Source organism: Lentibacillus cibarius (assembly GCF_005887555.1).
Classification (GTDB): Bacteria; Bacillota; Bacilli; order Bacillales; family Amphibacillaceae; genus Lentibacillus; species Lentibacillus cibarius.
In genome coordinates, this window is record NZ_VCIA01000001.1 from 2,463,504 (window position 1) to 2,488,941 (window position 25,438).

Annotated in this window: 23 protein-coding genes and 3 riboswitches; of the genes, 20 read left to right on the forward strand and 3 right to left on the reverse strand. The window is 45.1% G+C overall.

What is annotated here, in order from left to right; translation table 11 throughout:
- The first annotated feature begins 3 nt into the window (after nucleotides 1-3).
- The 7 genes from FFL34_RS18290 to FFL34_RS12150 all read left to right on the forward strand — a co-directional run bounded on the left by FFL34_RS18290 (nucleotide 4) and on the right by FFL34_RS12150 (nucleotide 9,901).
- Entirely contained in the window at nucleotides 4-153 is a 150-nt protein-coding gene (locus FFL34_RS18290; protein WP_171046355.1) for a hypothetical protein, read from the forward strand.
- A 79-nt stretch (nucleotides 154-232) separates the two neighbouring features.
- The gene (locus FFL34_RS12125) at nucleotides 233-1,729 is read left to right on the forward strand and encodes an amidase (RefSeq protein WP_138603658.1); all 1,497 of its coding nucleotides are present in this window, start codon (nucleotides 233-235) and stop codon (nucleotides 1,727-1,729) included.
- Nucleotides 1,730-1,840: 111 nt separating this feature from the next.
- Nucleotides 1,841-2,803, forward strand: coding sequence for an AAA family ATPase (locus tag FFL34_RS12130; RefSeq protein ID WP_171046356.1), 963 nt, complete (start codon nucleotides 1,841-1,843; stop codon nucleotides 2,801-2,803).
- Complete coding sequence (locus FFL34_RS12135; RefSeq protein ID WP_138603660.1) at nucleotides 2,800-4,068, forward strand: DUF58 domain-containing protein; 1,269 nt, start codon at nucleotides 2,800-2,802, stop codon at nucleotides 4,066-4,068. The genes FFL34_RS12130 and FFL34_RS12135 overlap by 4 nt, the downstream gene beginning before the upstream one ends.
- Nucleotides 4,065-6,260 (forward strand): transglutaminase TgpA family protein, encoded by a 2,196-nt coding sequence (locus FFL34_RS12140; RefSeq protein WP_138603661.1) that lies wholly within the window; start codon nucleotides 4,065-4,067, stop codon nucleotides 6,258-6,260. The genes FFL34_RS12135 and FFL34_RS12140 overlap by 4 nt, the downstream gene beginning before the upstream one ends.
- 46 nt (nucleotides 6,261-6,306) lie before the next feature.
- A riboswitch (purine riboswitch) is annotated at nucleotides 6,307-6,408 on the forward strand.
- 320 nt (nucleotides 6,409-6,728) lie between these two features.
- Nucleotides 6,729-8,264: a glutamine-hydrolyzing GMP synthase gene (guaA, locus tag FFL34_RS12145; protein WP_138603662.1), complete on the forward strand. Its 1,536-nt coding sequence runs from the start codon at nucleotides 6,729-6,731 to the stop codon at nucleotides 8,262-8,264.
- A gap of 76 nt (nucleotides 8,265-8,340) precedes the next feature.
- Nucleotides 8,341-8,442: riboswitch (purine riboswitch) on the forward strand.
- Nucleotides 8,443-8,566: 124 nt separating this feature from the next.
- Complete coding sequence (locus FFL34_RS12150; RefSeq protein ID WP_138603663.1) at nucleotides 8,567-9,901, forward strand: NCS2 family permease; 1,335 nt, start codon at nucleotides 8,567-8,569, stop codon at nucleotides 9,899-9,901.
- Between the two features lie 63 nt (nucleotides 9,902-9,964).
- Here FFL34_RS12150 and FFL34_RS12155 read toward each other — a convergent pair whose 3' ends face one another.
- From FFL34_RS12155 to FFL34_RS12165, 3 genes are all read right to left on the reverse strand, one after another.
- Nucleotides 9,965-11,128, reverse strand: coding sequence for an MFS transporter (locus tag FFL34_RS12155; RefSeq protein WP_138603664.1), 1,164 nt, complete (start codon nucleotides 11,126-11,128; stop codon nucleotides 9,965-9,967).
- A 323-nt stretch (nucleotides 11,129-11,451) separates the two neighbouring features.
- Complete coding sequence (gene msrA / locus FFL34_RS12160) at nucleotides 11,452-11,988, reverse strand: peptide-methionine (S)-S-oxide reductase MsrA (protein WP_138603665.1); 537 nt, start codon at nucleotides 11,986-11,988, stop codon at nucleotides 11,452-11,454.
- A 257-nt stretch (nucleotides 11,989-12,245) separates the two neighbouring features.
- Nucleotides 12,246-12,680 carry an Hsp20/alpha crystallin family protein gene (locus tag FFL34_RS12165; protein WP_138603666.1) on the reverse strand — a complete coding sequence of 145 codons (435 nt, stop codon included), beginning with the start codon at nucleotides 12,678-12,680 and terminating at the stop codon, nucleotides 12,246-12,248.
- 117 nt (nucleotides 12,681-12,797) lie between these two features.
- Here FFL34_RS12165 and FFL34_RS12170 point away from each other — a divergent pair, with 117 nt between their 5' ends.
- The 13 genes from FFL34_RS12170 (at nucleotide 12,798) to purN (ending at nucleotide 25,422) form a co-directional block, all read left to right on the forward strand.
- Complete coding sequence (locus FFL34_RS12170) at nucleotides 12,798-13,421, forward strand: DUF2179 domain-containing protein (RefSeq protein ID WP_138603667.1); 624 nt, start codon at nucleotides 12,798-12,800, stop codon at nucleotides 13,419-13,421.
- Nucleotides 13,422-13,499: 78 nt separating this feature from the next.
- The gene (locus FFL34_RS12175; protein ID WP_138603668.1) at nucleotides 13,500-14,060 is read left to right on the forward strand and encodes a Uma2 family endonuclease; all 561 of its coding nucleotides are present in this window, start codon (nucleotides 13,500-13,502) and stop codon (nucleotides 14,058-14,060) included.
- A gap of 279 nt (nucleotides 14,061-14,339) precedes the next feature.
- A complete protein-coding gene (locus FFL34_RS12180) occupies nucleotides 14,340-14,810 on the forward strand; it encodes a regulatory YrvL family protein (protein ID WP_138603669.1) in 471 nt (156 codons plus the stop codon).
- A 562-nt stretch (nucleotides 14,811-15,372) separates the two neighbouring features.
- Nucleotides 15,373-15,472: riboswitch (purine riboswitch) on the forward strand.
- 158 nt (nucleotides 15,473-15,630) lie between these two features.
- A complete protein-coding gene (purE, locus tag FFL34_RS12185; protein ID WP_171046357.1) occupies nucleotides 15,631-16,122 on the forward strand; it encodes a 5-(carboxyamino)imidazole ribonucleotide mutase in 492 nt (163 codons plus the stop codon).
- Entirely contained in the window at nucleotides 16,109-17,239 is a 1,131-nt protein-coding gene (gene purK / locus FFL34_RS12190) for a 5-(carboxyamino)imidazole ribonucleotide synthase (RefSeq protein ID WP_138603670.1), read from the forward strand. Before purE ends, purK begins: the two co-directional genes overlap by 14 nt.
- Nucleotides 17,236-18,540, forward strand: coding sequence for an adenylosuccinate lyase (gene purB / locus FFL34_RS12195; protein WP_138603671.1), 1,305 nt, complete (start codon nucleotides 17,236-17,238; stop codon nucleotides 18,538-18,540). The genes purK and purB overlap by 4 nt, the downstream gene beginning before the upstream one ends.
- Nucleotides 18,537-19,250 carry a phosphoribosylaminoimidazolesuccinocarboxamide synthase gene (purC, locus tag FFL34_RS12200; protein WP_138603672.1) on the forward strand — a complete coding sequence of 238 codons (714 nt, stop codon included), beginning with the start codon at nucleotides 18,537-18,539 and terminating at the stop codon, nucleotides 19,248-19,250. Before purB ends, purC begins: the two co-directional genes overlap by 4 nt.
- Nucleotides 19,247-19,498, forward strand: coding sequence for a phosphoribosylformylglycinamidine synthase subunit PurS (gene purS / locus FFL34_RS12205; RefSeq protein WP_138603673.1), 252 nt, complete (start codon nucleotides 19,247-19,249; stop codon nucleotides 19,496-19,498). The genes purC and purS overlap by 4 nt, the downstream gene beginning before the upstream one ends.
- Entirely contained in the window at nucleotides 19,495-20,178 is a 684-nt protein-coding gene (purQ, locus tag FFL34_RS12210) for a phosphoribosylformylglycinamidine synthase subunit PurQ (RefSeq protein ID WP_138603674.1), read from the forward strand. The genes purS and purQ overlap by 4 nt, the downstream gene beginning before the upstream one ends.
- Nucleotides 20,162-22,390, forward strand: coding sequence for a phosphoribosylformylglycinamidine synthase subunit PurL (gene purL, locus FFL34_RS12215; protein ID WP_138603675.1), 2,229 nt, complete (start codon nucleotides 20,162-20,164; stop codon nucleotides 22,388-22,390). Before purQ ends, purL begins: the two co-directional genes overlap by 17 nt.
- Complete coding sequence (gene purF / locus FFL34_RS12220; protein WP_138603676.1) at nucleotides 22,366-23,775, forward strand: amidophosphoribosyltransferase; 1,410 nt, start codon at nucleotides 22,366-22,368, stop codon at nucleotides 23,773-23,775. Before purL ends, purF begins: the two co-directional genes overlap by 25 nt.
- Nucleotides 23,776-23,791: 16 nt before the next feature.
- Nucleotides 23,792-24,811 (forward strand): phosphoribosylformylglycinamidine cyclo-ligase, encoded by a 1,020-nt coding sequence (gene purM, locus FFL34_RS12225; RefSeq protein ID WP_138603677.1) that lies wholly within the window; start codon nucleotides 23,792-23,794, stop codon nucleotides 24,809-24,811.
- Nucleotides 24,808-25,422, forward strand: a complete 615-nt coding sequence (gene purN / locus FFL34_RS12230) for a phosphoribosylglycinamide formyltransferase (protein WP_138603678.1) — start codon at nucleotides 24,808-24,810, stop codon at nucleotides 25,420-25,422. Before purM ends, purN begins: the two co-directional genes overlap by 4 nt.
- Nucleotides 25,423-25,438: the final 16 nt, after the last annotated feature.

A 25,438-nucleotide genomic window follows, 5' to 3' on the forward strand; every position in this document is an offset into this window, starting at 1 on the left:
ACTATGTGGAAACAGTTGCTTGAGCGAATTCCGGACATGTGGGTGTTTTTTAATGCGTTCCTTGTTTTTATCATCCCGTACACAATCTATAAAATAAATCAAAAACTTCATCACTATGGAGACCCACCCTGGAAAAAAGAAGATAAGGGGTGACTTTCTAAAGAAATTCAGTCGGAAACCAGGGGAACCCCGTGATATAATGGGCATGATGAAAGCAGAGGGGGAGAGTTACATGAAATTTGAAACGTATGCCAAGTTACAGGCAACCGATATGGCAGAGTTGATCCAAATGAAGGAGATACACCCGCGTGAGCTGCTGGAGACAGCTTGCAAGCGGTTGGAAGAAGTTAACCCGTCCTTAAATGCTGTTGTCCATGACCGGAAAGACCGAGTGATGGCAGAAGCCGACCATGTTAAAAGTGGACAGCCTTTTTCCGGTGTTCCGTTTTTATTGAAAAATTTATCCCAGTCATTGGCCGGGGAACCGATGACCTCCTCATCCAGGCTATTGAAAGGGACCGTTAGTGAAAAGGACGCTCATTACGTCCGGCGATTGCGGGAAGCAGGACTGCTCATCATGGGGCATACGAACACACCCGAATTCGGGCTGAAAAATATTACCGAGCCTGAGCTGTATGGACCATCAAGAAATCCATGGAATACCAATCACTCGCCTGGTGGATCAAGTGGTGGGGCTGCTGCGGCCATTGCTGCCGGTGTCGTTCCGGTTGCTGGCGCAAGCGACGGAGGGGGATCCATCCGCATCCCGGCCTCGTTTACCGGTTTATTCGGATTGAAGCCGACACGCGGGCGTACACCTGTTGGTCCTGGTGCAGGCCGGCAATGGCAAGGGGCGTCGATTGGTTTTGCGCTAAGCCGGAGTGTGCGGGACAGTGCCGCACTGCTGGATGTTCTGCAAGTGGTGCAGCCTGAAGCGGCATTTCAGACACCTTTATTTTCCGGATCCTATCAAGAGGCGATGGCAGTTCCGTTTAAGCGGCCACTCCGGATTGCGTACACCACGAAATCACCGGTTGACACGCCGGTTTCGAGTGATGCAAAAAAAGCTGTGGAAAAAGCAGTCAAATGGCTGGAGCAGGAAGGGCATATCGTGGAGGAACAAGATAATGGCGTTGACGGCGTTCAGTTAATGCAGCATTATTATGTCATGAACAGTGGTGAAATATCAGCGGTTACCCAACAACTGGAACGTGCCATTGGGAGAACGCTCACGCCAGAGGATGTCGAGATTGAGACATGGCTAATGCATAAGGCGGGAAAATCAGTGTCAGCGGCAGAGTTTTCATCCAGTCTAGCTGCTTGGGACCAAGCTGCTGCACAGATGGAGGCACTTCACCGGACGTATGATTTTTATATAACACCTGCTACAGCTTTCACAGCTCCAAGAGTAGGTGAACTATCACATTCACCGGAAGAACAGGTATACTGGCAGGAAAAAATGGCAGATGCGAAAAAAGAGGAAGCGCAACAAATTATTTGGGATATTTTCCTGCCGAGCCTTACGTATACACCGTTCACACAACTAGCTAATCTAACCGGCCAACCAGCCATGTCGGTACCGGTTCACCTGTCAGAACAAGGGCTGCCCATCGGTGTTCAAGTTTTGGCATCGAAAGGGAGAGAAGACAAGCTGTTGCAATTAGCCTTCCAACTGGAACAATCAGACATTTGGATCGGTCAGCAAGGAAACCCAATGATGAATGGATGATTGAATTTTTCATGGCAATAAGTGGTCCGAAATCCGCTTTTACTTTATAGCCCATTTTTAGTATAGTTAAAGTGTATACGTGTTAAAGGCAGGGAAGGAGTTTTTAGTATCATGCAGGACACTGCAGTTAATAATACAAAGATTGAGCGCGTTTTAACAAATATAAATAACGTCATGGTTGGTAAACATAAAGAGGCGACATTAAGCTTGGTTGCACTACTGGCTCAAGGCCATGTTTTACTGGAAGATGTACCGGGTGTTGGGAAAACAATGCTTGTACGGACACTTGCCAAATCACTGGATTGTGATTTTAGAAGGATCCAGTTCACGCCTGATTTGCTTCCGGCTGATGTTACAGGCGTTTCCATTTATAACCCGAAAGATATGGAATTTGAGTTTCGTGCAGGGCCGATACTGGGTAATATTGTCCTTGCTGATGAAATTAACCGTACCTCACCGAAGACACAGTCCGCGCTTTTGGAGGCCATGGAAGAAAAGAACGTTACAGTAGACGGTAATACGATTCCATTAAAAAAGCCGTTTTTTGTCATGGCAACGCAAAACCCAATTGAGTATGAAGGAACCTATCCACTTCCAGAGGCACAACTTGACCGGTTTATTTTAAAGATGCGCTTAGGTTATCCGTCAGCTGAACAAGAATTGCACATGCTTGACTTAACCTCTAAAGACCATCCGATTGAAAGCCTTGGAGCTGTCATGAAACGAGAAGAGTTGTTATCCATCCAAGAAGAAGTAAAAGATGTGTATATTGATCAAAATGTACAAACTTACATTATTAAACTAGTAACGAATACACGCGACCACCAATCTATCTATCTTGGTGTCAGCCCCCGCGGATCTATTGCCCTCATGAAGGCAGCGAAGGCGTATGCCTATATTCACGGACGTGATTATGTTTTACCGGATGATGTTAAATACTTGGCACCATATGTCTTGGCACATCGAATGATTTTAACCGCTGAGGCGAAGTATGAGGGACACTCAGGTGAGCAGATTATCGAAAGTGTGGTTGCAAACACGCAAGTACCGATTCGGAAGGAATTTCCTTCATGAAAGCAACATTCCGATTTGCTGGGAAGTTAGCTTTTGTAATTATTCTGTTTTCACTTCTATTTTCGTTTGCGATGTTCCAGGGGGGCTTTGTAAGTTGGTTTCTCTTTTTTGGCTTTTTGCCTATTTTTCTATATCATCTTGGACTCTTATTCTATCCAATACAAAAGTGGGAGGTAACACGAGAGCTGTCCCGTCATGTTATCCATGCTGGTGACCGGGCAGCTGTAACCATCCGGATCAGGCGTACTGTTCCTTTCCCATTATATTACTGTATTTGTGAAGAAGTCTTTCCTGAAACACTGCAGAAGGTGGGCGGTAATCATGAGCGCTATCGCTATTTAGACCGTCCGGATAAATTGCACGTGAACCGTACTATTAAGAAAATCATTTTCCCCGGATTCCGCCGCACAATCGAACTTCCTTACGTCATCGAACAAGTACCGCGCGGAACACACACACTTGAAGCCATCCGGATTCGAACCGGGGATGTGTTCGGAATGATAACCAAGGAACATGTTTTTCATACAACGAACCAGCTGACCGCCTTTCCATTAGAACGACCTGTCCAACTTCCGGAAAAAGTCGCCAGCTATGAACAAGGAGCAGCCCCGTCACGAGTGATAAATGCCAAAAACAGCAATGTAGCCGCAGGAATTCGTGAGTACACGCCCGGGGACCAATTTTCTTGGATTGATTGGAAACAAACAGCGAAAAAGAACACGTTAATCACCAAGGAGTTTGAACAGGAAAAAAGTACGGATACCGTTGTTGTGCTGGATGCCTGTCAATACCCGGGGTTAAATGAACTGGCATTTGAGGCGGCGGTAGAACTGACGATGTCTCTACTTGGAGCAATGGAAAAACAGGCTTGCCAGGCAGGCTTTTTATCAATTGGAGAACGAACGAGTTATTTTCCATTGACACATGACCCGTTTAAACGGGACTGGGTTAATCGGCATTTGACTAGTATCCGGCCTGGAGGGGATATTTCTTTTTCGGTAAAACTGCGTGAAGAAATGATGCAGCTAACAACCGGAGCTACCATTGTTCTGGTGACAACGCATATGGATGCCTCATTTTTGGACGTGGTTCGGCAGGTTGGTCAGCGCATGAAAAAACTGATGATCGTGTATATCCAGGCATCTTCCTTGATAACACAACGTGAACAAACGATAATCCGGCAGCTTCATTCGGAAGGTATTTGCATGAATGTCTTAACCGAAAAAGAGCTGTCCCGGAGAATGATTGAGGTGACGCTAGCTTGAACACACGGATTCCTTTTCTGTACACCTCATTACTGTATATTTGCGCTTTTGTACTGTTTTTGGAATGGCTATATCCAGTACAAGAGATTGGTGATGTAACCAATCTGACTGTATTTATTTTATATACTTTATTCTGTTTCTCTCTATCGATGCTTGATGTGAAATGGTGGATTTCCTTCCCGTTAAAAGGAATTGGCATGCTGGTGATTATTGATGCGTTATTTGTGCCGGCGTCTTTTTTGAGTGGTGCGTGGTTTGAACGTGTATCAATGGAGATTGGCTTTAATGTACATGCACTGTTTTCCCAGCAGTGGTTTGAGCTGACGTCAATGTTCAGAAGTGTGCTATTCTTAATTATGATATGGATGTTAAGCTATCTTCTGTATTATTGGTTTATCGTGATGAAGCGAATTTTTGTGTTCATATTACTAACGTTTATATATTTAAGTGTACTGGACACATTTACTACCTACGATGCTGATGCCGCCATCGTCCGGACATTCGTCGTTTCATTTGTCGCATTGGGCATGACGAACTTTCTCAAGATGATTGACGGGGAGTCACTCCGGTTTTCGTGGTTTAAAAAAGCCCCAATGTGGGCCGTTCCATTGGCTGTAATGGTAATGTTTGCCGTATTGGTTGGTTATGCAGCGCCGAAATTTGATCCGCAATGGCCGGATCCGGTGCCATTCATTAGAAGTGCCGCGGATAATGCCGGTGGTCCCGGGGCTGGTTCGGCCATTCAAAAAGTCGGTTATGGAAACGACGACAGCAGGCTAGGTGGCGGATTTGTTCAGGATTATTCGGTAATTTTCCAAGCTGTGGCAAAGAACGACCACTACTGGCGGGTTGAAACAAAGGATGTATATACCGGAAAAGGCTGGGAAAAGTCAAGTGAACCAAGCTTCAAGCCGCAGCAGAACGGGAATATTTCGCTGGAAACGTTTCAGAATTCCGTCGAGACGGAGCAATGGACAGATACGGTGAGTTTTCAAGGAGATAAATCGTTGAAAAAACTCGTTTATCCATATGGAATCAAACAGGCGGAGATGCCGAAAGATTTAACCCTGCTGCTGGATAGCACGTATGGTGAAATACGTCCGGAACGTAACGGGGAAGCGGCCAATCCGGCTAAATACAGCGTGACGTATGAGAAGCCGTCATTCGCGATTGACAAGCTACGTGAAGTACGTGGCGGTAATAGTGACCTTCCTGAAGGATTGCAGGAGCGGTACACGCAGTTGCCGGCGTCGCTTCCTGATAGAGTCGGGGAACTTGCTGAGGAGATCACTTCCGATGATGACAATCGTTACGATAAAGCCCGGTCCATCGAAACCTACTTTGGTCGAAGCGGGTTTACGTACCAGATAAAGAATGTACCGGTGCCGAAAGAAGATCAGGACTATGTTGACCAGTTCTTGTTTGATTCGCAAAAGGGCTATTGTGATAACTATTCCACGTCGATGGTGGTCATGCTGCGTTCGCTTGATATACCTGCCCGCTGGGTGAAGGGCTTTACGAGCGGGGAAGTGATTCAGAGTGGTGACTCAACGGATGATTACGATGTATATGAAATAACAAATGCGAATGCCCATTCCTGGGTAGAGGCCTATTTTCCGGGGTCAGGTTGGGTGCCGTTTGAACCGACACAGGGTTTTTCCAATTTAGCAGACTTTCATATGAACATTGATGAAACAGAACAGGATGACGCACCAGACGCACCTGAAACGGAAACGCCTGAAAATCAACCGGAAGAAACGCCGGAAGAGGATACGACAAAGGATACCACACCAGAAAAGGAGAGCAATTCAGCCAGCTTTGATATAAACTGGTGGTATGTACTCGCGGGTGCGGGCGTACTTCTTTTGTTCAGCTTTATAGTATACAAAATGCGATTTCGCTGGAAAACGGCCTATTTATTCAGGAAACTGCAGCGGAATAACGATGCAAAAACATTTCAAGAAGCCTATCACTATTTGCTGAAAGTATTGTCACATCAAAGGTTGGCGAAAAAACCCGATCAGACACTAAGAGAGTTTTCCAAACAAATTGATTCCCGCTACAATACAGATGCAATGAATCAATTAACACGGAACTATGAGCGGATGCTGTACAAAAATGAATTGAATCTCGATCCGGCCGACGAATTGCCGGAATTATGGAAACAGCTGATGCGACAAATAACGACTTGACGGGAGACCTGATTGCTTAGTAAAATATTAGCGTTATGCAGAGCATTGAAATTGAATGAACGCCATTCATATATCCTCGATAATATGGTTCGAAAGTATCTACCAGGGCACCGTAAATGTCCTGACTATGAAGGCGGAATATCTATAGGTTACTGTATGCTGATCTGGATTTCTGCCTTCTTGCGGTTCAATCCGCATCGGGCAGGAATCCAGCTTTTTGTAACGTAAGAAGTGATTACCTGTGGATGACTTTATAAGAAAAACTTCAGTACCCGCTTAGGCGAGACCTGAGTTTTCTAATTTGATAGTATAAGGGTATACTGGTGATAAAAGGGTTGGAATCGCTGATAGAATGGCCGATACCGCTGAATAGGGTATCTATTCTGGCAGCACCGTAAGCGGGCAACTCATACAGCAAGTGCCGTGTAAGTAATCATCTTAACTGACATAAGATAGGAGCGTAAGAATATGAAGCACAATGAAATGATTGTTGTACTAGACTTTGGCAGTCAGTATAACCAGCTGATTACACGTAGAATCAGGGAGCATGGTGTTTATAGTGAATTGCATTCGCACCGGCTAAGTGCTCAGGATATCAAAGCAATGAATCCAAAAGGCATCATTCTTTCCGGTGGGCCGCACAGTGTTTATGATGAAAACAGTTTTCGCTGTGATCCGGAAATTTTTGAGCTTGGTATTCCGGTATTGGGTATTTGCTATGGGATGCAGCTAATGGCGTCCCATTTTGATGGTAAGGTTTCCAAAGCAGACAATCGTGAGTACGGAAAAGCAACGATTGACTTGCAGAATAAACCTGTATTGTTTCGAGATACACCAGAAAAACAGACTGTATGGATGAGCCATGGTGATAAAGTGATTCAGGCACCGGATTCATTCCGAATTGATGCGACTAGTCCATCAACTCCGATTGCAGCCATGAGTAATGATGACAGCAAGTTATATGGGGTACAGTTCCATCCTGAAGTCCTTCATACAGAATACGGAAATCAGCTGCTGAAGCAATTTGTGTTTGATGTGTGTAGTTGTTCCGGTAATTGGACAATCGAAAACTTTATTGAGATGAAAATCAAGGATATCCGGGCGCAAGTGGGTGACCGGAACGTCCTGTGTGCTCTGAGCGGCGGGGTTGATTCATCTGTCGTGGCAGCGCTTATTCACAAAGCTATTGGTAAACAGCTAACATGTATTTTTGTTGACCATGGTTTGCTGCGAAAAAATGAAGCAGAAGAAGTTACAGCAACCTTTGCCGATGACTTTGATATGAACTTTATCAAAATAGATGCTGCTGATCGATTCTTATCCAAGTTGGAAAACGTTACTGACCCGGAACAGAAACGAAAAATCATCGGTAACGAATTTATTTATGTGTTCGATGATGAAGCAGATAAGCTGACCAACATGGACTTTCTGGCCCAAGGCACATTGTATACGGACGTGATTGAAAGCGGTACGGATACAGCACAAACAATCAAGTCCCATCATAATGTCGGCGGGCTTCCGGAGAACATGCAATTTGAGTTAATTGAACCGCTGAACACGTTGTTTAAAGATGAAGTCCGTGAGCTTGGTCTGCAGCTTGGTCTGCCGGAAACGATTGTCTGGCGTCAGCCGTTTCCTGGTCCGGGGCTCGGAATTCGGGTACTCGGTGAAGTGACAAAGGAAAAATTGGAGATTGTTCGTGAATCAGATGCTATTCTCCGAGAAGAAATTGCTGCAGCAGGCTTGGAACGCGACATTTGGCAATACTTTACCGTTCTTCCTGATATCCGTAGCGTCGGCGTAATGGGGGATGCCCGAACATATGATTACACGATTGGCATCCGGGCGGTGACATCAGTTGACGGTATGACGTCCGATTGGGCGCGTATTCCGTGGGATGTATTGGAGAAGATTTCAACGCGACTTGTCAACGATGTAGAGCACATTAACCGTGTCGTGTATGATGTTACTAGTAAGCCGCCTGCAACCATTGAATGGGAGTGAAAAACGAACATTAATCAATGTGTAAGCAAAAAGGTTCGTTAAAAGTGTTGACGATGGTCGACTTTTGTCGTAAACTGGTCTCATAAATAAATGATTGCGTATAATTTCGGGGATACGGCCCAAGAGTTTCTACCGGACCACCGTAAATGGTCTGACTACGCAAGCATGCAGTTATGAGGCTAGGCATCATATTTGTGATACCATCTCGTGCTGGTTTGCTTGCAGTCACTCTTGCCCCTCGGCAGGAGTGTTTTTTTTACATTATATTAATATAAACGAATAGAAGGCTGGGGGGAGAACCATTGAAAAAATATTTTCGCTTTAACGAACTAGGCACGAATTATAGACAGGAGTTTATGGCAGGGATGACGACATTTTTGGCGATGGCCTATATTTTGTTCGTTAATCCGTCAACACTGGCGCTTGTCGGTGTGGAAGAGTTGCCGGAAGGAATAACACGGATTGATCAGGGGGCAGTCTTTACTGCTACTGCGATTGCTGCTGCTATTGGTACGCTGATTATGGGAGTGCTTGCTAAATATCCAATCGCACTTGCACCTGGTATGGGACTAAATGCCTTTTTTGCCTATACGGTTATATTAGGATATGGTATACCTTGGGAAACCGCATTGGCCGGAGTGCTGGCATCCGGACTAATTTTTATTATACTAACACTAACCGGCATTCGGGAAAAAGTTATCAATGCAATCCCAGCCAATTTAAAAATGGCTGTTGGTGCCGGTATCGGATTATATATTGCGTTTATCGGCTTTCAGAATGCCGGTATCATTGTCGGGAATGAAGACACGCTTGTAGGACTGGGTAATTTGACGTCACCGACTGTTCTGCTTGCTATATTTGGCGTCGTCGTATCGGTTATTTTGCTGAGTCTGAACATGAAAGGCGGCATTTTTTACGGGATGATTCTGACGGCTATTGTCGGTATCCTTTCCGGTTTGATTGATCCACCGTCAGGCCTTAGTGGGATTGTAGGAGAAGTACCAAGTGTTGCACCAACATTCGGTCAGGCGTTCGCTCACTTCGGGGATGTCTTTACGATTCAAATGCTTGTTGTCATTTTAACGTTTCTGTTTGTCGACTTCTTTGACACAGCAGGGACACTGGTAGCAGTTGCCAATCAAGCAGGGTTAATGAAGGACAATAAATTGCCGCGTGCAGGCAAAGCGCTGTTTGCTGATTCTGCTGCGACGGTAGCCGGGGCAGTTATCGGGACGTCAACAACGACTTCTTATATTGAATCAACAGCAGGGGTTGGAGCAGGTGCCCGCACCGGGTTTGCCTCTATTGTAACAGCAGGTTTCTTCCTGCTTGCGCTGTTTTTCTCACCTTTATTAAGTGTTATAACAGCGGAAGTGACAGCACCAGCATTGATTATCGTCGGCGTATTAATGTCCGCTTCGCTTAAAGATATTGAGTGGGATAAGTTTGAAATTGCTGTTCCGTCATTTTTGACTATCGTGTGCATGCCACTGGCGTACAGCATCGCAACAGGAATTGCCATCGGGTTCATTTTTTATCCGATCACGATGCTTCTAAAAGGGCGCCGCAAGGAAATTAATCCAGTTATGTATGTATTGTTTTTTATATTTATTCTTTACTTTATTTTCCTTAGCTGATCGCAAAAACGCGGAATCATCATATGATGGTTCCGCGTTTTTACATGATTTTTCAGTTGTTTTTCAAACTGCGCGCCGTTTTTTCGTGATTGACATAACATGATATATTGCCAGGAATAGTGAGCCTGCAGCGGCAAAGCAGCCAAGTACTGTATATAATGCGCCGCCACCTAAGGAATCGATTAATGTCCCGCCGACAAGTGAGCCGATGATACCGGATATGCCAAAGAACGCGGCATAGAACATTAAATGTCCGGTTGATTGCAGAAGATTAGGGATTAACCGAGTCACATACTCCAGTGCAGCGAGGTAAAACACACCGAATGTGATACCGTGCAAAAACTGAAGCATGATGATAAAGTACGGATCACCAGCTGCTGCATAAATAAACCATCGTGCCGTGTAAGCAATGCCGGCAAAAATGACAAAAACGAGCGTGTGATATCTCCGGAACCAGCGTCCTGCCAATGCAAAAACAGCAGCTTCACTGATGACCCCGACAAACCAAGCGACACCTACAAGACTTTCGCTTCCGCCCAGCTGCGCGATATACAAACCGATGAAACTATCATTCGCCCGGTGGGATATCGTGATAAACATCATGAAAAACAAGAAAATGATGAATGGTTTATTTTTAATAAGCACGTTAATATCCCGGAGGCGCACTGGGTCTGACTCAACGCGGACATCGGTCAATTTCCAGGCAACAGCAAGCGCTACGGTTCCAAAAAACAAATATGGCCAGATCATATACTGAATATCAGTTGCAGACAGAATCTGCCCAATAATCAAGGATGACGTTGCAAAGCCAATGGAACCCCATGTGCGGATGGTGCCGAATGAGACGTGCAGCTCATCTGCCCGTCGTTGCGCGAGGCTGTCACCAAGCCCACCGATTGGGGAAGTGAAAAAATAAAATACAAACCCCGCCAGCAGTATCGCTATTAGTCCTTCCATCTGGAAAAACACAATACTGCTGATAAGCAACCCAACAATACAAATAAGCAAAATCCTTTTTACTGTTTTGTATTTGTCGCTCATGTATCCCCAGAATGGCTGAGCAATAATAGCAGCTAAAGGACCGACCGCCAGTACCCAGCCAACCTCAGTGCCGTTCAAACCCTTGTCTTTCAGGTACAATGGCAAAAAACTGAGGATAATGGTGTTAGTTGCATGAAAACTGAATAAAAGCATTTTTAGTGATGTTAATGATTGTTTGTCAGTCATTTGATATGTATCCCATTACCTTTCTGTATCATTATGAACAAAATTACTGCAGATTTTAGTATATGGGAAACGTACCTAATTAACAAGAGACTGGGCGAGGTAAGAAAGTGAAGGATATCGGGATGAAGCGTACGTAGCGGTGGGGAAAAGTCGTCGGTTGAGTCTTAATGTGGGAATTATCAACGGATGCGGGATTATCAACAGATTGGCAAATAACATCAATCGGAAGCTCCAAGGATCAACAGGGTACATTATCACGAACAAACAAATACAATCCCCATGAAGATTTAAGCCAGTTTTCTAATAGAAAAAAGGAGCGGGTTTTACACCTGCTCCCCCCATACGTTCTTTATAAAGTCATCACGGCCGGATTTGGCACGGTCCTCTTGATAATAGGCTTTATTTTTTTGGTAAAAATCCTGATGTTCTTCCTCGGCGGGATAAAAGGTGGACGCGGGTCGTATTTCTGTGACAATCGGTTCCTTAAACTTTCCACTTTCAGCCAGTTCCCTTCTTGATTGCAGTGCAAGTTCCTTTTGCTCATCATCATGATAAAAGATGGCTGTACGATAGGAATCACCACGGTCATGAAATTGTCCGCCGTCATCAGTCGGATCGATTTGCCGCCAATAGATGGTCAATATTTCCTCGTAGGTTATGACCTCAGGATCATAGGTGATTTCAACGGCTTCGACATGCCCAGTGTTTCCGTGTTTGACTTCTTCATACGACGGATTAATTGTATCACCTCCAGTATAGCCCGAGATGACACCGTGAATTCCGTCCCACGTATCAAATGGTTTTACCATGCACCAGAAACAACCCCCGGCAAATGTGGCCTTCTTTAACTGCTTATTCATCGTCGTTTCCCCCAGCAAATGAATTGTCTTTAACTATAACATAATACCAAACACAGGGGAAAACAATCGAACATCACTGGATAAAAGGATTTGCATTTTCATTTTTTCGTCAATAACGCTACAATATAGGGAGAAGAGGCGATTAAATATGGTAAACGAGTACAAGTTATTTATTGACTGGTGGCCGGGAAAAAAGACATTAATCAAACGCTTGATTAAGAAAGGCCGGGTTCCTAGTGCTGCCGGCCCTGAAACGGCTAGTCTTCATCCTGTAATTGTATGTTCACTTTGCTGCGACTGCTTTCATCTGATATAAGTCGGTGCAGCTGGACGATTAGCAGACCGTTCTGGTATGTTGCATGTACTTTATCTTTTCGAACAGGAAACGGCAGGGTGACTTCCCGTTCAAAAACACCCTGAAGAATTTCGTCTTTAACAACCGTTCCCCCTGTGTTGGGTAAGTCGATGGCACCTTTGAGCTCAAGGGTGGCATAGTCTACGAAGATATCGATTTTGTTGAGGTCAGTTAAACCTGGAATGCTGGCAATGCATGTCAGCTCATGATCAAATTGGTAAATAGTAATTTGCGGTATCGTCGGCTTAACGATGTTTTCAAATTCATTCCAGAACGGTTCACCAAAGAAATGATCCATATTTTTTCGCCAATCAGCCATTTGTTTAAATGGATCCATGATTACACCCCATTTGGCAAGTGCTTTTACAATGTATGCATCACCGAAACATCAGGTGAATAGAATAGTTCAGTTATCATCCATCGTTCCGGCGGTGGTCATCTAGGAGGGGTTTAATTGCTCAGTAATGCATTTGTCATGGTAGCTATTATTTTAGTTATCAATATTGTTTATGTGTCGCTTTCAACGATGCGTATGATTCTGACGTTAAAGAACCGGCGCTATATGGCCGCGTTCGTCAGCATGTTTGAAATTGTCGTTTACGTCCTCGGACTTGGCCTCGTACTGGATAACTTAAATGAAATTCAAAATATCGTTGCGTATGCACTTGGTTTTGGGATGGGCGTTATTGTCGGGACGAAGATTGAAGAAAAGCTAGCACTGGGCTACATTACCGTCAATGTTATTTCCTCGAACCCGGATATCGAGTTTACCAGACGGCTGCGCGAAAAAGGGTATGGCGTGACAAGCTGGTATGCATATGGCATGGAAGGCGACCGTCTCGCCATGCAAATTTTAACACCACGGAAATATGAGCTACAATTGTACGAAACGATTAAAGAGATTGATCCAAAAGCATTTATTATTTCCTATGAACCGAAACAAATTCATGGCGGCTTCTGGGTAAAACAAGTGCGTAAAGGCCGACTATTTAATCAAAGGAAGAATGCAACAGCCAACGGCACAGCATCAACGCAGCATGCCCCCCAGTCAAAACCTGGTGGTGATTATTCAGAGTAGTAGGTTTTCGGAAATTGATGCTACGATTTGTCGAGCGTTTTTAGCTAGAATTTAGCTGTAATAGGGATGGTGTTTAGAATGGGTTTGTTAAGTGAAAAGCATAGCACTTATGAGGAGTTTGAAAAATTAAGGGAAAAAACGGATGAAATACTAGAATATATTGATGGCCTTATTTATATGTCACCATCTCCTAGTATAAAGCATCAAGAAATTTCATCTTATTTGCACGGTGAACTCTACAACGCACTCAAGGGCAAGGAATGTAGTGTGTTTGCCGCCCCGACTGATGTGTTATTTGATAATCCTTATGATAATGCTAGGAAAAAAGTCGTTCCGGACTTATTTGTAACGTGCAATCCTGATAATTTCACAGAAAATGAATATGTAGGGCCTCCTGAATTCATTATTGAAATTTTAAGTCCCTCAAGTAGATCGCACGATATGATTACGAAGCTGAATCTTTATATGAATAACGGTGTCAATGAATATTGGATTGTTGACCCCATGAAAAATCATATAATGGTATATACGAAGGATGATAACAACGAAGTGCAGTTTGATTTAGTTAATGGCGATAACAGGGCTGTTTCCAGGACCATTGCGGATTTTGGAATCAACCCGGCTGATCTATTTAAATAATTTTTGGGGGTTTCTATCCACCCTTCCGAAAACTACTTGCAGAAGGTATTAGTCAACAGTAAAAAAATTATTCTTAATAAGGGTACTTATCCCGAATAACGTTAGACACGTATCATACGTATAAGTGCCATGATTGTTTATTGAACTGATAAGGATTAAAGAACTAACTGGCAATAATATGGAAATTCTAGGGGCAGTAAGATGAGTTATAATTTGAAGGTATTTATACTAAATGATCGGTTGCTAGAATGGAAAAACATAAGGGAGAGCTGAACCTATATGACTGACCATCATGATGATGATTCATTTCGCGATATGAATAAAAAAGAAAAAATCGCAACAGTTATAGGAATAGTATTTCTTATTATTCTGGTAGTCGGATTTGTTTTGGGTGTTTACTTTTTTGGGATGGCGGGGATTTTTGAACTGCTCGGCGTTCAGTATAAATCTGTCTGGTCATTATTTGTTTTTGTTGTCAGTTTCTTTGTTCTTGGGCTTATTGTCGAATTGTTTTCCAAAGCGGTTTTTGTACTATCTACCAGGAATATAACGGGAAGATTAAAAGTGTTTTTTGTCCGGTTCAGTATTGAAGGTGTGTCTAACTGGATATGCCTTTTTACAGTGGACGAGTTTATGAAAAGCATTAACCTTTCCTTGAAAACAGAGATCGTGATTGCATTGCTGCTAGCTGTATTGGAAATCGTATTCGATGAAAAAGAAGGTGGAAATAAACAGGCTACCAGCACGTAAACAGGTGCAACGGAAATAATCTTCATTACTAAACTTTCGTACCAAAAAGTTAAGCTCAAACAGTTAACCGCGGCAAACTGAAACGCTTCTAATTGTTACCTTGACAACCTTGATAAACATAAAAGCTATTTTCTAAAAGGTTGTTTTTTGACACAAAAATTTAAATATTTCCTATAACCCGACCGACTTTTCGTCCACCGTCCGGGATCGCTCTGGGCGGATGCTTTCCGTAGCGGAAATCAACGCTAGTATTCATAGTGTGGTAGACCAATCATCCATTAAGTTATGTCGCCGTTTATATCAAATACGATAATAAAACAACGAATCACTCATCCAAAAAGTCAACTAGGGTAGTATATGTACAGCTCTCTCCGTTCTTTTAAATCTTATATGTTTATCACAGGCTGCGAAAGTTAAGTTCATTATGACATAGCGAGCAATTTTTGAACGAATTCTATTAAGCGGAATGAAAACAATCCTTAAAAGCGAACATTTAATCATATCCAAATAATAATGTTCGATTTATATTGACATCATAAACGCTGGTCTGCTATGCTTGAAACAGCAAATAAATACGGCACCTCATATATTTTCGGGGATATGGCCTGAAAGTCTCTACCCGGCACCGTAAATGCCGGACTATGAGGGAAGGTGAATCATTGCGACAAAGCAGTGGTCTATACATGTATGTCTGAAAGTCTATTCATCTTCTCTCATTGAATTTGAGGGAAATGAATAGACTTTTTTATTTTACCGTGCTTGAATGGGGCAGTAACACCTCGCTAATTCAAATTTCACTTTACGAAAGAAGGGATTCTAAGTGGCACAGGTTGGTGTGATTATGGGCAGTATATCAGACTGGGAAACAATGAAACACACATGTCATCTATTGGAAGAACTGCAGATTCCCTATGAAAAAGATATTATTTCAGCACACCGTACACCGGACGACATGGCAACATATGCGAAAACAGCACGTGAACGCGGCTTGAAAGCCATCATCGCCGGTGCTGGCGGGGCCGCTCATTTACCCGGTATGGTCGCGGCGCAAACGACGCTTCCTGTCATCGGGGTTCCGGTGCAGTCCAAGGCGATGGATGGGCTGGATTCGCTATTATCCATTGTGCAAATGCCTGGTGGTGTGCCGACTGCGACCGTAGCTATCGGCAATTCCGGCGCCAAAAATGCCGGACTGCTTGCTGCGCAGATGATTGGCGCTTTTGATAGTGAGGTGGCAGAACGACTGCAGCAATACAGGGATAACATGAAAGAATCCGTAACAGAAATGAGGGATACTCTTGCTGAAAAATAATGTCATTCTTCCACCGCAAACCATCGGCATCATTGGTGGGGGACAGTTAGGGCGTATGATGGCACTTGCGGCAAAATATATGGGGTATAGGGTTGCTGTACTGGACCCGACGCCGGATTGTCCCACAGCACAGGTTGCCGATAAGCAAGTGACTGCTGCCTACGATGATCAGGCAGGCGTCGAGAAATTAATGGAGATGAGCGCTGTTATCACTTATGAATTTGAAAACGTTGATGTTAATGCAGCTGAATTTCTCAGTCAGAAAGGTAAGCTTCCACAAGGGAGTACGGCATTAGCGGTGACCCAGAATCGGGAACGTGAGAAAACGATGATGCAGGAATCCGGTTTGCCTGTGCCCGCCTTTTCCATTGTTACGAATGCGTCAGAATGTGAAACCGCACTTGAACTGATCCAACTCCCGGCTGTTATGAAAACATTGAGCGGAGGATACGACGGCAAAGGACAGCACAAGCTAACTACTAAAAGTGACATTCCAGAAGCGATGACGTTTGCCGATGAGCATGATGCTTCGATTATTGAGGAATGGATTCCATTCGATAAAGAAATTTCTGTTGTGTTCACACGGGGTCAATCGGGTGAGGTGACATTTTTCCCAATTGGTGAAAATGAGCATAGGAAGCAAATTTTATATAAAACGACTGTCCCGGCATCCATTAATGAAACCATTTATAACAAGGCACTTGAGGCAGCCAGGGTGATTGCTGATAAACTGGAAGTGATCGGTACGTTTGCCGTTGAGATGTTCGTAAAAGGTGACGACGTATACGTGAATGAAATGGCACCGCGTCCGCATAATTCCGGGCACTACACGATCGAGGGTTGTAATGTGTCACAATTTCTGCAGCATATCCGAGCTGTTTGCGGACTACCATTATTGCCTGTCAAACTGCTGCATCCGACGGTGATGGTCAATCTACTTGGCGAGGAAGCTGGGAATGCATTGGCAAAAAGGTCCATATGGCAACATGGATTTGTTCATTTTTACGGAAAAGAAACGGTGAAGGCTAAACGAAAAATGGGACATATTACGTTTACAGGTGAAACATTGGATGAAGTCAACCATAGAATTGCCGCATACGAGGAGGAAGAAGAATGATTGATCGCTATACACGAGAAGAAATGGGCACCATCTGGACGGAAGAAAATAAATATAAAGCGTGGTTGGAAGTAGAAATACTTGCTTGTGAAGCATGGAGTGAGCTTGGCGCTATCCCACCTGCAGACGTGGAGATGATTCGTCGAAATGCTTCCTTTGATGTGGAACGGATTCAAGAGATCGAACAGGAAACAAGGCATGATGTCATTGCCTTTACTCGTGCAGTTTCCGAATCGCTCGGTGAGGAGCGCAAATGGGTGCATTACGGACTCACTTCAACCGACGTCGTGGATACGGCGCAGTCTTATTTGCTAAAACAGGCGAATGACATCCTGCGAAACGACTTGCATCAGTTTATTGATGTCCTCAAGGATAGGGCCATCGAACATAAATATACCGTTATGATGGGGCGGACCCATGGTGTTCATGCGGAGCCAACAACATTCGGGCTGAAACTTGCACTCTGGTATGAAGAAATGAAACGACACCTGGAACGTTTTGAATTGGCGGCAAAAAACATTGAATTTGGCAAATTGTCCGGTGCTGTCGGTACTTATGCGAATATTGATCCGTATGTGGAGGAGTATGTGTGCAAGCAAATTGGGCTTTCGCCTGCACCGGTATCAACACAAACACTCCAGCGTGATCGGCATGCAGCATATGTTTCCGCACTGGCGCTTATTGCTGCTTCGATTGAAAAGTTTGCCACCGAAATCCGTGGTCTGCAAAAAACGGAAACACGTGAGGTGGAAGAGTTTTTTGCGAAAGGGCAGAAGGGATCATCAGCCATGCCGCATAAGCGCAACCCAATTGGCTCCGAAAATATGACCGGCATAGCGCGGGTGTTGCGTGGCCACATGGTGACAGCAGCGGAGAATGTAGCCCTCTGGCATGAGCGTGATATATCCCATTCATCGGCTGAACGGATTATTTTGCCGGATGCTACAACGGCGCTTAACTACATGCTGCATCGTTTTACTAGTATTGTTCGCAATTTAACGGTCTTTCCTGAACATATGCGCGCGAACATGGATAAGACGTATGGCGTCATTTTCTCCCAACGTGTCCTCCTTGCCCTCGTGGAAAAAGGAATGCCGCGGGAAGAAGCATATGACCTTGTTCAGCCCAAAGCGATGGAAGCATGGGAGACAGGCACACATTTCAAACAGCTGGTCAAGGCGGATGAACAAGTTTCTTCCCGGTTGACACAGGAAGAATTGGATCAGTGCTTTGATCATACGTACCACTTAAAAAATGTAGATGCCATATTCCGCCGCATCGGATTGGAGGATGAACAATGAAAGGTAAGCTGCTGTATGAAGGAAAGGCGAAACGTGTCTATCAGGCTGACGGACAGCCGGGGAAGCTAGTGCTGGAATATAAAAATGATGTTACGGCATTCAACGGGGAGAAAAAGGATATGCTCCCCGGCAAGGCCGATCTTAACAATGCTATTTCGTCCCATATCTTCCATGAGCTGAATGACCGGGGGATTCGGACACATTTTATAGAAAAAGTTTCAGCAACGGAGCAGCTCGTTCATGCATCTGAAATTATTCCGCTCGAGGTCGTTGTCAGAAATATTACAGCAGGGAGCATTGCTAAACGGTTGGGAATTCAGGCAGGAACACCGCTCACCCCACCAATTATTGAACTGTTTTATAAAAATGATGATTTGAACGATCCACTTATTAATGACGATCATGCCATGTTTTTAAGTGATGTAAATCAACCGGAACTAAACGACATAAAAACGCAGGCATTGGAAATCAACCGGCAGCTGATTAAGCTGTTTACTGATGTTGGTATTGAGCTGGTCGATTTTAAATTGGAATTCGGCCGACTGTCGGATGGCAGTGTTGTCCTATCTGATGAAATATCCCCGGACACATGCCGGCTTTGGGATATACAAACTCGGGAAAACCTTGATAAAGATGTGTTTCGCAACGGAACCGGAAATTTGCTGGAAGTCTATGAAAAATTAATGACCCGACTGGAGGAAGCACGATGAAAAAAGTAACAATCCATATCGCGTTAAAGCAGGGAGTACTTGATCCACAAGGCCAGACGATTCAGACATCGCTTCATTCGCTTGGATTTACGGAAGTGGAGGAAGTGCGTACAGGTAAGACGGTCGAGCTGTTTTTGGAAGACAGCGCTGATATCGAAGCGCGTGTTCATGAGATGTGTGACAAACTTCTGGCCAATCCAGTTATCGAGGATTATTCATTAGAAGTGGAGGAGGCGCTGCGTACATGAAATTCGCTGTTGTTGTGTTTCCAGGATCCAATTGTGACCGTGATATGTACCATGTTGTCAAAGATGTGCTGCAGGAGGACGCAGCGCTTGTCTGGCATGAAACTGGTAATCTAGAAAACTATGACGCTATTTTGTTGCCTGGTGGTTTTTCTTATGGAGACTACCTTCGTTCGGGGGCCGTCGCCGCTGCATCAGATATGATGAGCCAGGTGAAAAAGCAGGCAGAACAGGGTAAGCCGGTACTCGGTGTTTGCAATGGGTTTCAAGTTTTATTGGAAGCCGGACTGTTGCCGGGAGCGATGCTTCCTAATAAGCATCTTGCCTTTATGTGTCACCAGGAACCGTTGGAAGTAACGAACAATCAGACGTTATTTACAACCGGATATGAACAAGGAGAAGTTGTTCATTTTCCGATTGCCCACGGGGAAGGGAATTATTATTGCGATGACGAGACAATGGCTGCCCTACAAGCGAACAATCAAATCGTCTTCACGTATAAGCAGAACCCAAATGGATCGGCGGGCGATATTGCCGGGATTGTCAATGAACAGGGGAATGTCCTTGGCATGATGCCCCATCCGGAACGTGCTTCAGAAGCAATTCTGGGCAGCGATGATGGAATTCGGCTGTTTCAGTCATTGATTAAAAATTGGAGGGACGCCTATGCTATCAACGTATGAGCCGGCACCGGAAAGAATTGAACAAGAGGCATTGTATCTCGAGCTGGGGTTAAGCGAGGATGAATATAAACGCGTCAAGAATATATTGGGACGGCGCCCGAACATGACTGAAGCAGGAATTTTTGCCGTCATGTGGTCGGAACATTGCAGCTACAAAACGTCCAAACCATTGCTGAAGAAATTCCCGTCTGATGGGCCGCACGTTCTTCAGGGTCCTGGTGAAGGTGCTGGCGTTGTCGATATCGGTGATGGGCAGGCAGCGGTATTCAAGATTGAAAGTCATAATCATCCGTCAGCTGTTGAGCCGTATCAAGGTGCGGCAACTGGTGTCGGTGGTATTATCCGGGATGTGTTTTCCATGGGAGCACGGCCGATTGCCTTGATGAATTCATTACGATTCGGAAATCTTGGAACAGAACGAGTGAACTATTTATTTGAGGAAGTGGTTCATGGGATTGCCGGGTATGGCAACTGTGTAGGTGTTCCAACCGTTGGCGGTGAAGTACAATTTGATGAAAGTTACGAAGACAATCCGCTCGTTAATGCGATGTGCATTGGACTCATTAACCACGAGGATATGCAGAAAGGAATTGCTGCAGGAACGGGAAATACGGTCATCTATGCTGGGGCGCCAACCGGCCGCGATGGTATTCATGGTGCCACATTTGCCTCAGGTGATCTAGCAGATGACTCAGATAAGGATCGGCCGTCGGTTCAGGTTGGTGACCCATTTATGGAAAAATTGCTAATCGAAGCATGCCTGGAAGTAATCCACTCTGATGCGCTTGTTGGGATGCAGGATATGGGCGCTGCAGGCCTAACGTCATCCGCAAGTGAGATGGCCAGTAAAGCGGGAACGGGAATGACGATGAATCTGGATTTGGTTCCACAGCGTGAACAGCATATGAGCGCGTATGAATTAATGCTTTCTGAATCACAAGAACGCATGCTGCTTGTGGTGAAACAAGGACGCGAGCAGGAAATTATAGATGTGTTTACAAAATACGGACTCGAAGCGGTAGCAGTCGGAGAAGTGACGGAAGACAAATCATTTCGCCTGCTGCAACACGATGAGATTGTGGCGGCTATTCCGGTTGATGCCCTTGCCGAGGAGGCACCGGTATACCATATGCCGTCAAAAGAAGCGTCGTACGTACGAGAATTTCAGAAAATGGAGAATAAAACACCAGATGTAAGCGATCATACGGCTATGCTGAAACAAATATTGCAGGAGCCAACCATTGCAAGTAAGGAATATGTGTATGACCAGTATGATTCCATGGTACAGACAAATACAGTTGTCAAACCTGGGTCAGATGCAGCCGTCATTCGGGTGAAAGGAACGGATAAGGCACTTGCTATGACAACCGATTGTAATTCTCGCTACATTTACTTGGACCCGGAAACGGGCGGAAAAATAGCTGTTGCGGAAGCCGCACGGAATATCGTGTGTTCCGGTGCACGCCCGCTCGGATTGACTGATGGGCTGAACTACGGTAACCCGACAAATCCGGAAGTTTTCTGGCAGATGGAAAAGAGTGTGGAAGGAATGAGTGAAGCGGCAAACACGCTTGCAACGCCTGTCATTAGCGGGAATGTATCCCTATACAACCAGTCTAAAGGCAAATCGATTTTTCCGACACCGGTTGTAGGCATGGTTGGTTTGGTAGCATCACTTGACCATATTACGCCGAGTTTTTTCCAAGAAACAGGCGATTTGATTTACTTGATTGGCGAAACAAAGCCTGAGTTCGGAGGCAGTCAACTACAGAAGATTATTTCCGGAACATATGAAGGTAAAGCACCTGCGATAGATTTACAAGTAGAGTCCGAGCGGCAGCAGCAATTACTGGAAGCCATCGAGCAGGGACTCGTCCAGTCTGCACATGACCTGGCTGAAGGTGGGTTGGCCACAGCACTTGCTGAATCAGTATTCAACGGAAAAGGACTTGGCGTTAAAGCATCATTAACAGGGGATCCAACCGTTGCCCTTTTTAGTGAATCCCAATCCCGGTTCCTTGTCTCAGTACGGCCGGAAAATAAAGATTTATTTGAAAAAACAGTAGCCGCTGCAAACCATATCGGAACGGTAACAGCAGACAGCAAGTTTGTAATAGATGTTAATGGGATGAAACAGGTGGAGGAAGATGCAAGCGTACTTCATAACCTCTGGAAAGGAGCAATTCCATGCTTGCTGAACAAAAAGGTATAAATGAAGAATGTGGTGTATTCGGTATTTGGGGGCATGATAAAGCGGCGGAATTGACGTATTACGGTCTTCACGCGATGCAGCACCGTGGACAGGATGGTGCCGGCGTCGTTGTTAATAATGGTAATTGCCTAACCTCCCATAAAGGGTTAGGCCTTGTCAATGACGTATTTAAATACGCTCCTTTTCATGAGCTAACTGGTGACGCTGCAGTCGGTCATGTACGAAATGCCACAGAGGGAAGCAACGTGTACGAAAATGTGCAGCCGCTCTTATTCCAATCACAGATGAAAAGTATGGCGCTTGCTCATAACGGTAATCTCATGAATACCGATCGTCTTCGTAATGAATTAGAAAGCCAGGGCAGTATCCTCCAGACTTCCTCCGATACGGAAGTGCTTGCCCATCTGATTAAACGCAGCGGTATGGAGGTCAATGAACAATCGCTTGCTGCTGCACTTAATCAAACTACTGGTGCCTACAGTTTTTTGGTCATGACGGATGACAAAATGTATGCTGCACTGGACCCGAGTGGTATCAGACCGTTATCGATTGGCCGAATTGGCGATGCCTACGTGGTTGCATCCGAGTCGTGTGCGTTTGATCAGATAGGCGCTACCTTTGAACGGGAAGTTTTGCCGGGGGAATTGATAACGATCAGTTCGCATGGAATGGAGTCCACCCGCTTTGCCATCAGGGGCCAGCGGAAGATGTGTGCCATGGAGTATGTTTATCTGTCAAGACCAGACAGTAATGTTAACCGGGTAAATGTTCATGCGTCACGAAAACAAATGGGAAAAGAATTGGCGCAAGAATCTCCAGCAGATGCAGATATCGTGATTGGTGTACCTGATTCAAGTATATCAGCTGCGATTGGATTTGCTGAAGAAAGCGGCTTGCCCTACGAAATGGGGATTATCAAAAATCGCTACGTTGGGAGAACATTTATACAGCCGTCCCAAGAGCTACGTGAGCAAGGTGTGAAATTAAAGCTTGCACCAGTAAGGGGGATGGTGGAAGGTAAGCGGGTTGTCATGATTGATGACTCCATTGTACGCGGGACGACAAGCAAACGAATTGTGCAGATGCTGAAAAATGCGGGAGCAGCTGAAGTACACGTCCGTATTGCATCACCGCCGATTGAGCATCCGTGCTGGTACGGTATTGATATGTCAACGTACGAGGAACTGATTGCGGCAAATCATTCACTAGATGAGATTCGAGATACGATTGAAGCAGACAGCCTGGCATTTTTGTCAGAATCCGGTCTGGAACAGGCAATCGTCAGAGACAAAACCATTCATCAAGGAATTTGTACCGCATGCATGACAGGCGAGTACCCGGTAATGCAGGACAAAGAAAAGGCATTAGCTCACAAGAAGTCTTAAAGAAGGGATGTCAGCAATGGAGAACACGTACAAGGCAGCTGGTGTGGATGTGGAACAAGGATATGAGGCCGTCAGACGGATGAAAAGACATGTCGCCAAAACGGCACGGCCGGAAATGTTGGATGAAATCGGTGCATTTGCTGGTCTCTTTGATTTATCATCATTCAACTATCAGGAACCGGTGTTAGTTTCCGGTACAGACGGTGTCGGTACAAAATTGAAACTCGCAGCCGAGATGCAAAAACACGATACAGTTGGCATTGATCTAGTTGCGATGTGTGTAAATGATATTGTCGCACAAGGTGCACAGCCGTTATTTTTCCTGGATTATATAGCATGCGGAAAGACGGATCCGGCCCTGATTGAACAAGTCGTTGCCGGTATTTCCCAAGGGTGCATAGATGCAGGTGCGGGTCTAATTGGTGGCGAAACAGCAGAAATGCCTGGTATGTATCAGGATGATGAATATGATTTGGCCGGATTTACGGTTGGCATCGCTGAAAAGTCACAACTCGTGACCGGTGCATCGATCGCTACGGGTGATACAATCATCGGCTTGACGTCAAGCGGCATTCATTCCAATGGATACTCCCTCGTTAGAAAGCTGGTGGAAGGGCTCGATTTTGATAAAATGTATACAGGATTAACGGCCCCGCTCGGGAACACCCTGCTAACCCCAACAAAGATTTATGCCAAATCGGTTGCAGCGGTTATGAAAGAAATAAACGTTAAAGGAATCGCACACATAACAGGCGGCGGCTTTCATGAAAACCTTCCCCGTATGATGCCTGAAGGGCTGGGTGCGGAAATAGATGTTTCCAGCTGGCAGAAACCGGACGTATTTTCGTTTCTACAGCGTGTGGGTGACATTTCCGATGAAGAGATGTACCGCGTTTTTAATATGGGAATCGGCATGGCCATCGTTGTCGCACCCGAGGAAGCAGACACAGTGCTGCGAATTCTCGAAACACACGGCGAAACGGCTACAGTTATCGGAAAAACAGTGCCGGAAGAAGGAGTGCATTTGCTGCCATGACAAACGTACGTGCCGCAGTATTCGCATCCGGGTCCGGTAGTAACTTTCAGGCAATCATGGAAGAAACGAACCTCCCAGTTGACGTGGTGCTGCTTGTTTGCGACCGGTCTGATGCGGGTGTGATTGCCAAAGCGGAAAAATTCGGAGTCGAGTCGTTAATTTTTGACCCAAAAGCATATGCAGGAAAAGAAGATTACGAACGTCTGCTAGTTAAAAAACTTCGGGATAGCCAGGTAGAATGGCTATTCTTAGCTGGCTATATGCGTATTGTCGGATCAGTGCTTTTAACCAATTATGCAGGCAGGATGATAAATATCCATCCGTCTCTGCTTCCGGACTTTCCCGGAAAAGATGCGATTGGCCAAGCGTATACAGCAGGCGTTGAAACAACCGGTGTGACCGTTCATTACGTTGATGCGGGCATCGATACAGGCCCGGTTATTGCACAGCAGGAAGTCCCTGTGCACCCGAATGATACAAGGGAAACGTTGACAAAGCGTATACAGCAGGTAGAGCACAACCTGTATCCAACAGTCATCCGTCAGCTGCTTGAACAGGAGGATGAACGGGACGCCGGAATTAGCCGCAACAGCTCTGTTATTGTTGATTGATTTGGAAACGGAAACG

Excerpts from the sequence above, each read along its gene's own strand:
- FFL34_RS18290 (WP_171046355.1), top strand. The coding sequence starts at position 4 with ATGTGGAAACAGTTGCTTGAGCGAATTCCGGACATGTGGGTGTTTTTT.
- FFL34_RS12125 (WP_138603658.1), top strand. The coding sequence starts at position 233 with ATGAAATTTGAAACGTATGCCAAGTTACAGGCAACCGATATGGCAGAG.
- FFL34_RS12130 (WP_171046356.1), top strand. The coding sequence starts at position 1,841 with ATGCAGGACACTGCAGTTAATAATACAAAGATTGAGCGCGTTTTAACA.
- FFL34_RS12135 (WP_138603660.1), top strand. The coding sequence starts at position 2,800 with ATGAAAGCAACATTCCGATTTGCTGGGAAGTTAGCTTTTGTAATTATT.
- guaA (WP_138603662.1), top strand. The coding sequence starts at position 6,729 with ATGAAGCACAATGAAATGATTGTTGTACTAGACTTTGGCAGTCAGTAT.
- FFL34_RS12155 (WP_138603664.1), bottom strand. The coding sequence starts at position 11,128 with ATGACTGACAAACAATCATTAACATCACTAAAAATGCTTTTATTCAGT.
- msrA (WP_138603665.1), bottom strand. The coding sequence starts at position 11,988 with ATGAATAAGCAGTTAAAGAAGGCCACATTTGCCGGGGGTTGTTTCTGG.
- FFL34_RS12165 (WP_138603666.1), bottom strand. The coding sequence starts at position 12,680 with ATGGATCCATTTAAACAAATGGCTGATTGGCGAAAAAATATGGATCAT.
- FFL34_RS12175 (WP_138603668.1), top strand. The coding sequence starts at position 13,500 with ATGGGTTTGTTAAGTGAAAAGCATAGCACTTATGAGGAGTTTGAAAAA.
- FFL34_RS12180 (WP_138603669.1), top strand. The coding sequence starts at position 14,340 with ATGACTGACCATCATGATGATGATTCATTTCGCGATATGAATAAAAAA.
- purB (WP_138603671.1), top strand. The coding sequence starts at position 17,236 with ATGATTGATCGCTATACACGAGAAGAAATGGGCACCATCTGGACGGAA.
- purC (WP_138603672.1), top strand. The coding sequence starts at position 18,537 with ATGAAAGGTAAGCTGCTGTATGAAGGAAAGGCGAAACGTGTCTATCAG.
- purS (WP_138603673.1), top strand. The coding sequence starts at position 19,247 with ATGAAAAAAGTAACAATCCATATCGCGTTAAAGCAGGGAGTACTTGAT.
- purQ (WP_138603674.1), top strand. The coding sequence starts at position 19,495 with ATGAAATTCGCTGTTGTTGTGTTTCCAGGATCCAATTGTGACCGTGAT.
- purL (WP_138603675.1), top strand. The coding sequence starts at position 20,162 with ATGCTATCAACGTATGAGCCGGCACCGGAAAGAATTGAACAAGAGGCA.
- purF (WP_138603676.1), top strand. The coding sequence starts at position 22,366 with ATGCTTGCTGAACAAAAAGGTATAAATGAAGAATGTGGTGTATTCGGT.
- purM (WP_138603677.1), top strand. The coding sequence starts at position 23,792 with ATGGAGAACACGTACAAGGCAGCTGGTGTGGATGTGGAACAAGGATAT.
- purN (WP_138603678.1), top strand. The coding sequence starts at position 24,808 with ATGACAAACGTACGTGCCGCAGTATTCGCATCCGGGTCCGGTAGTAAC.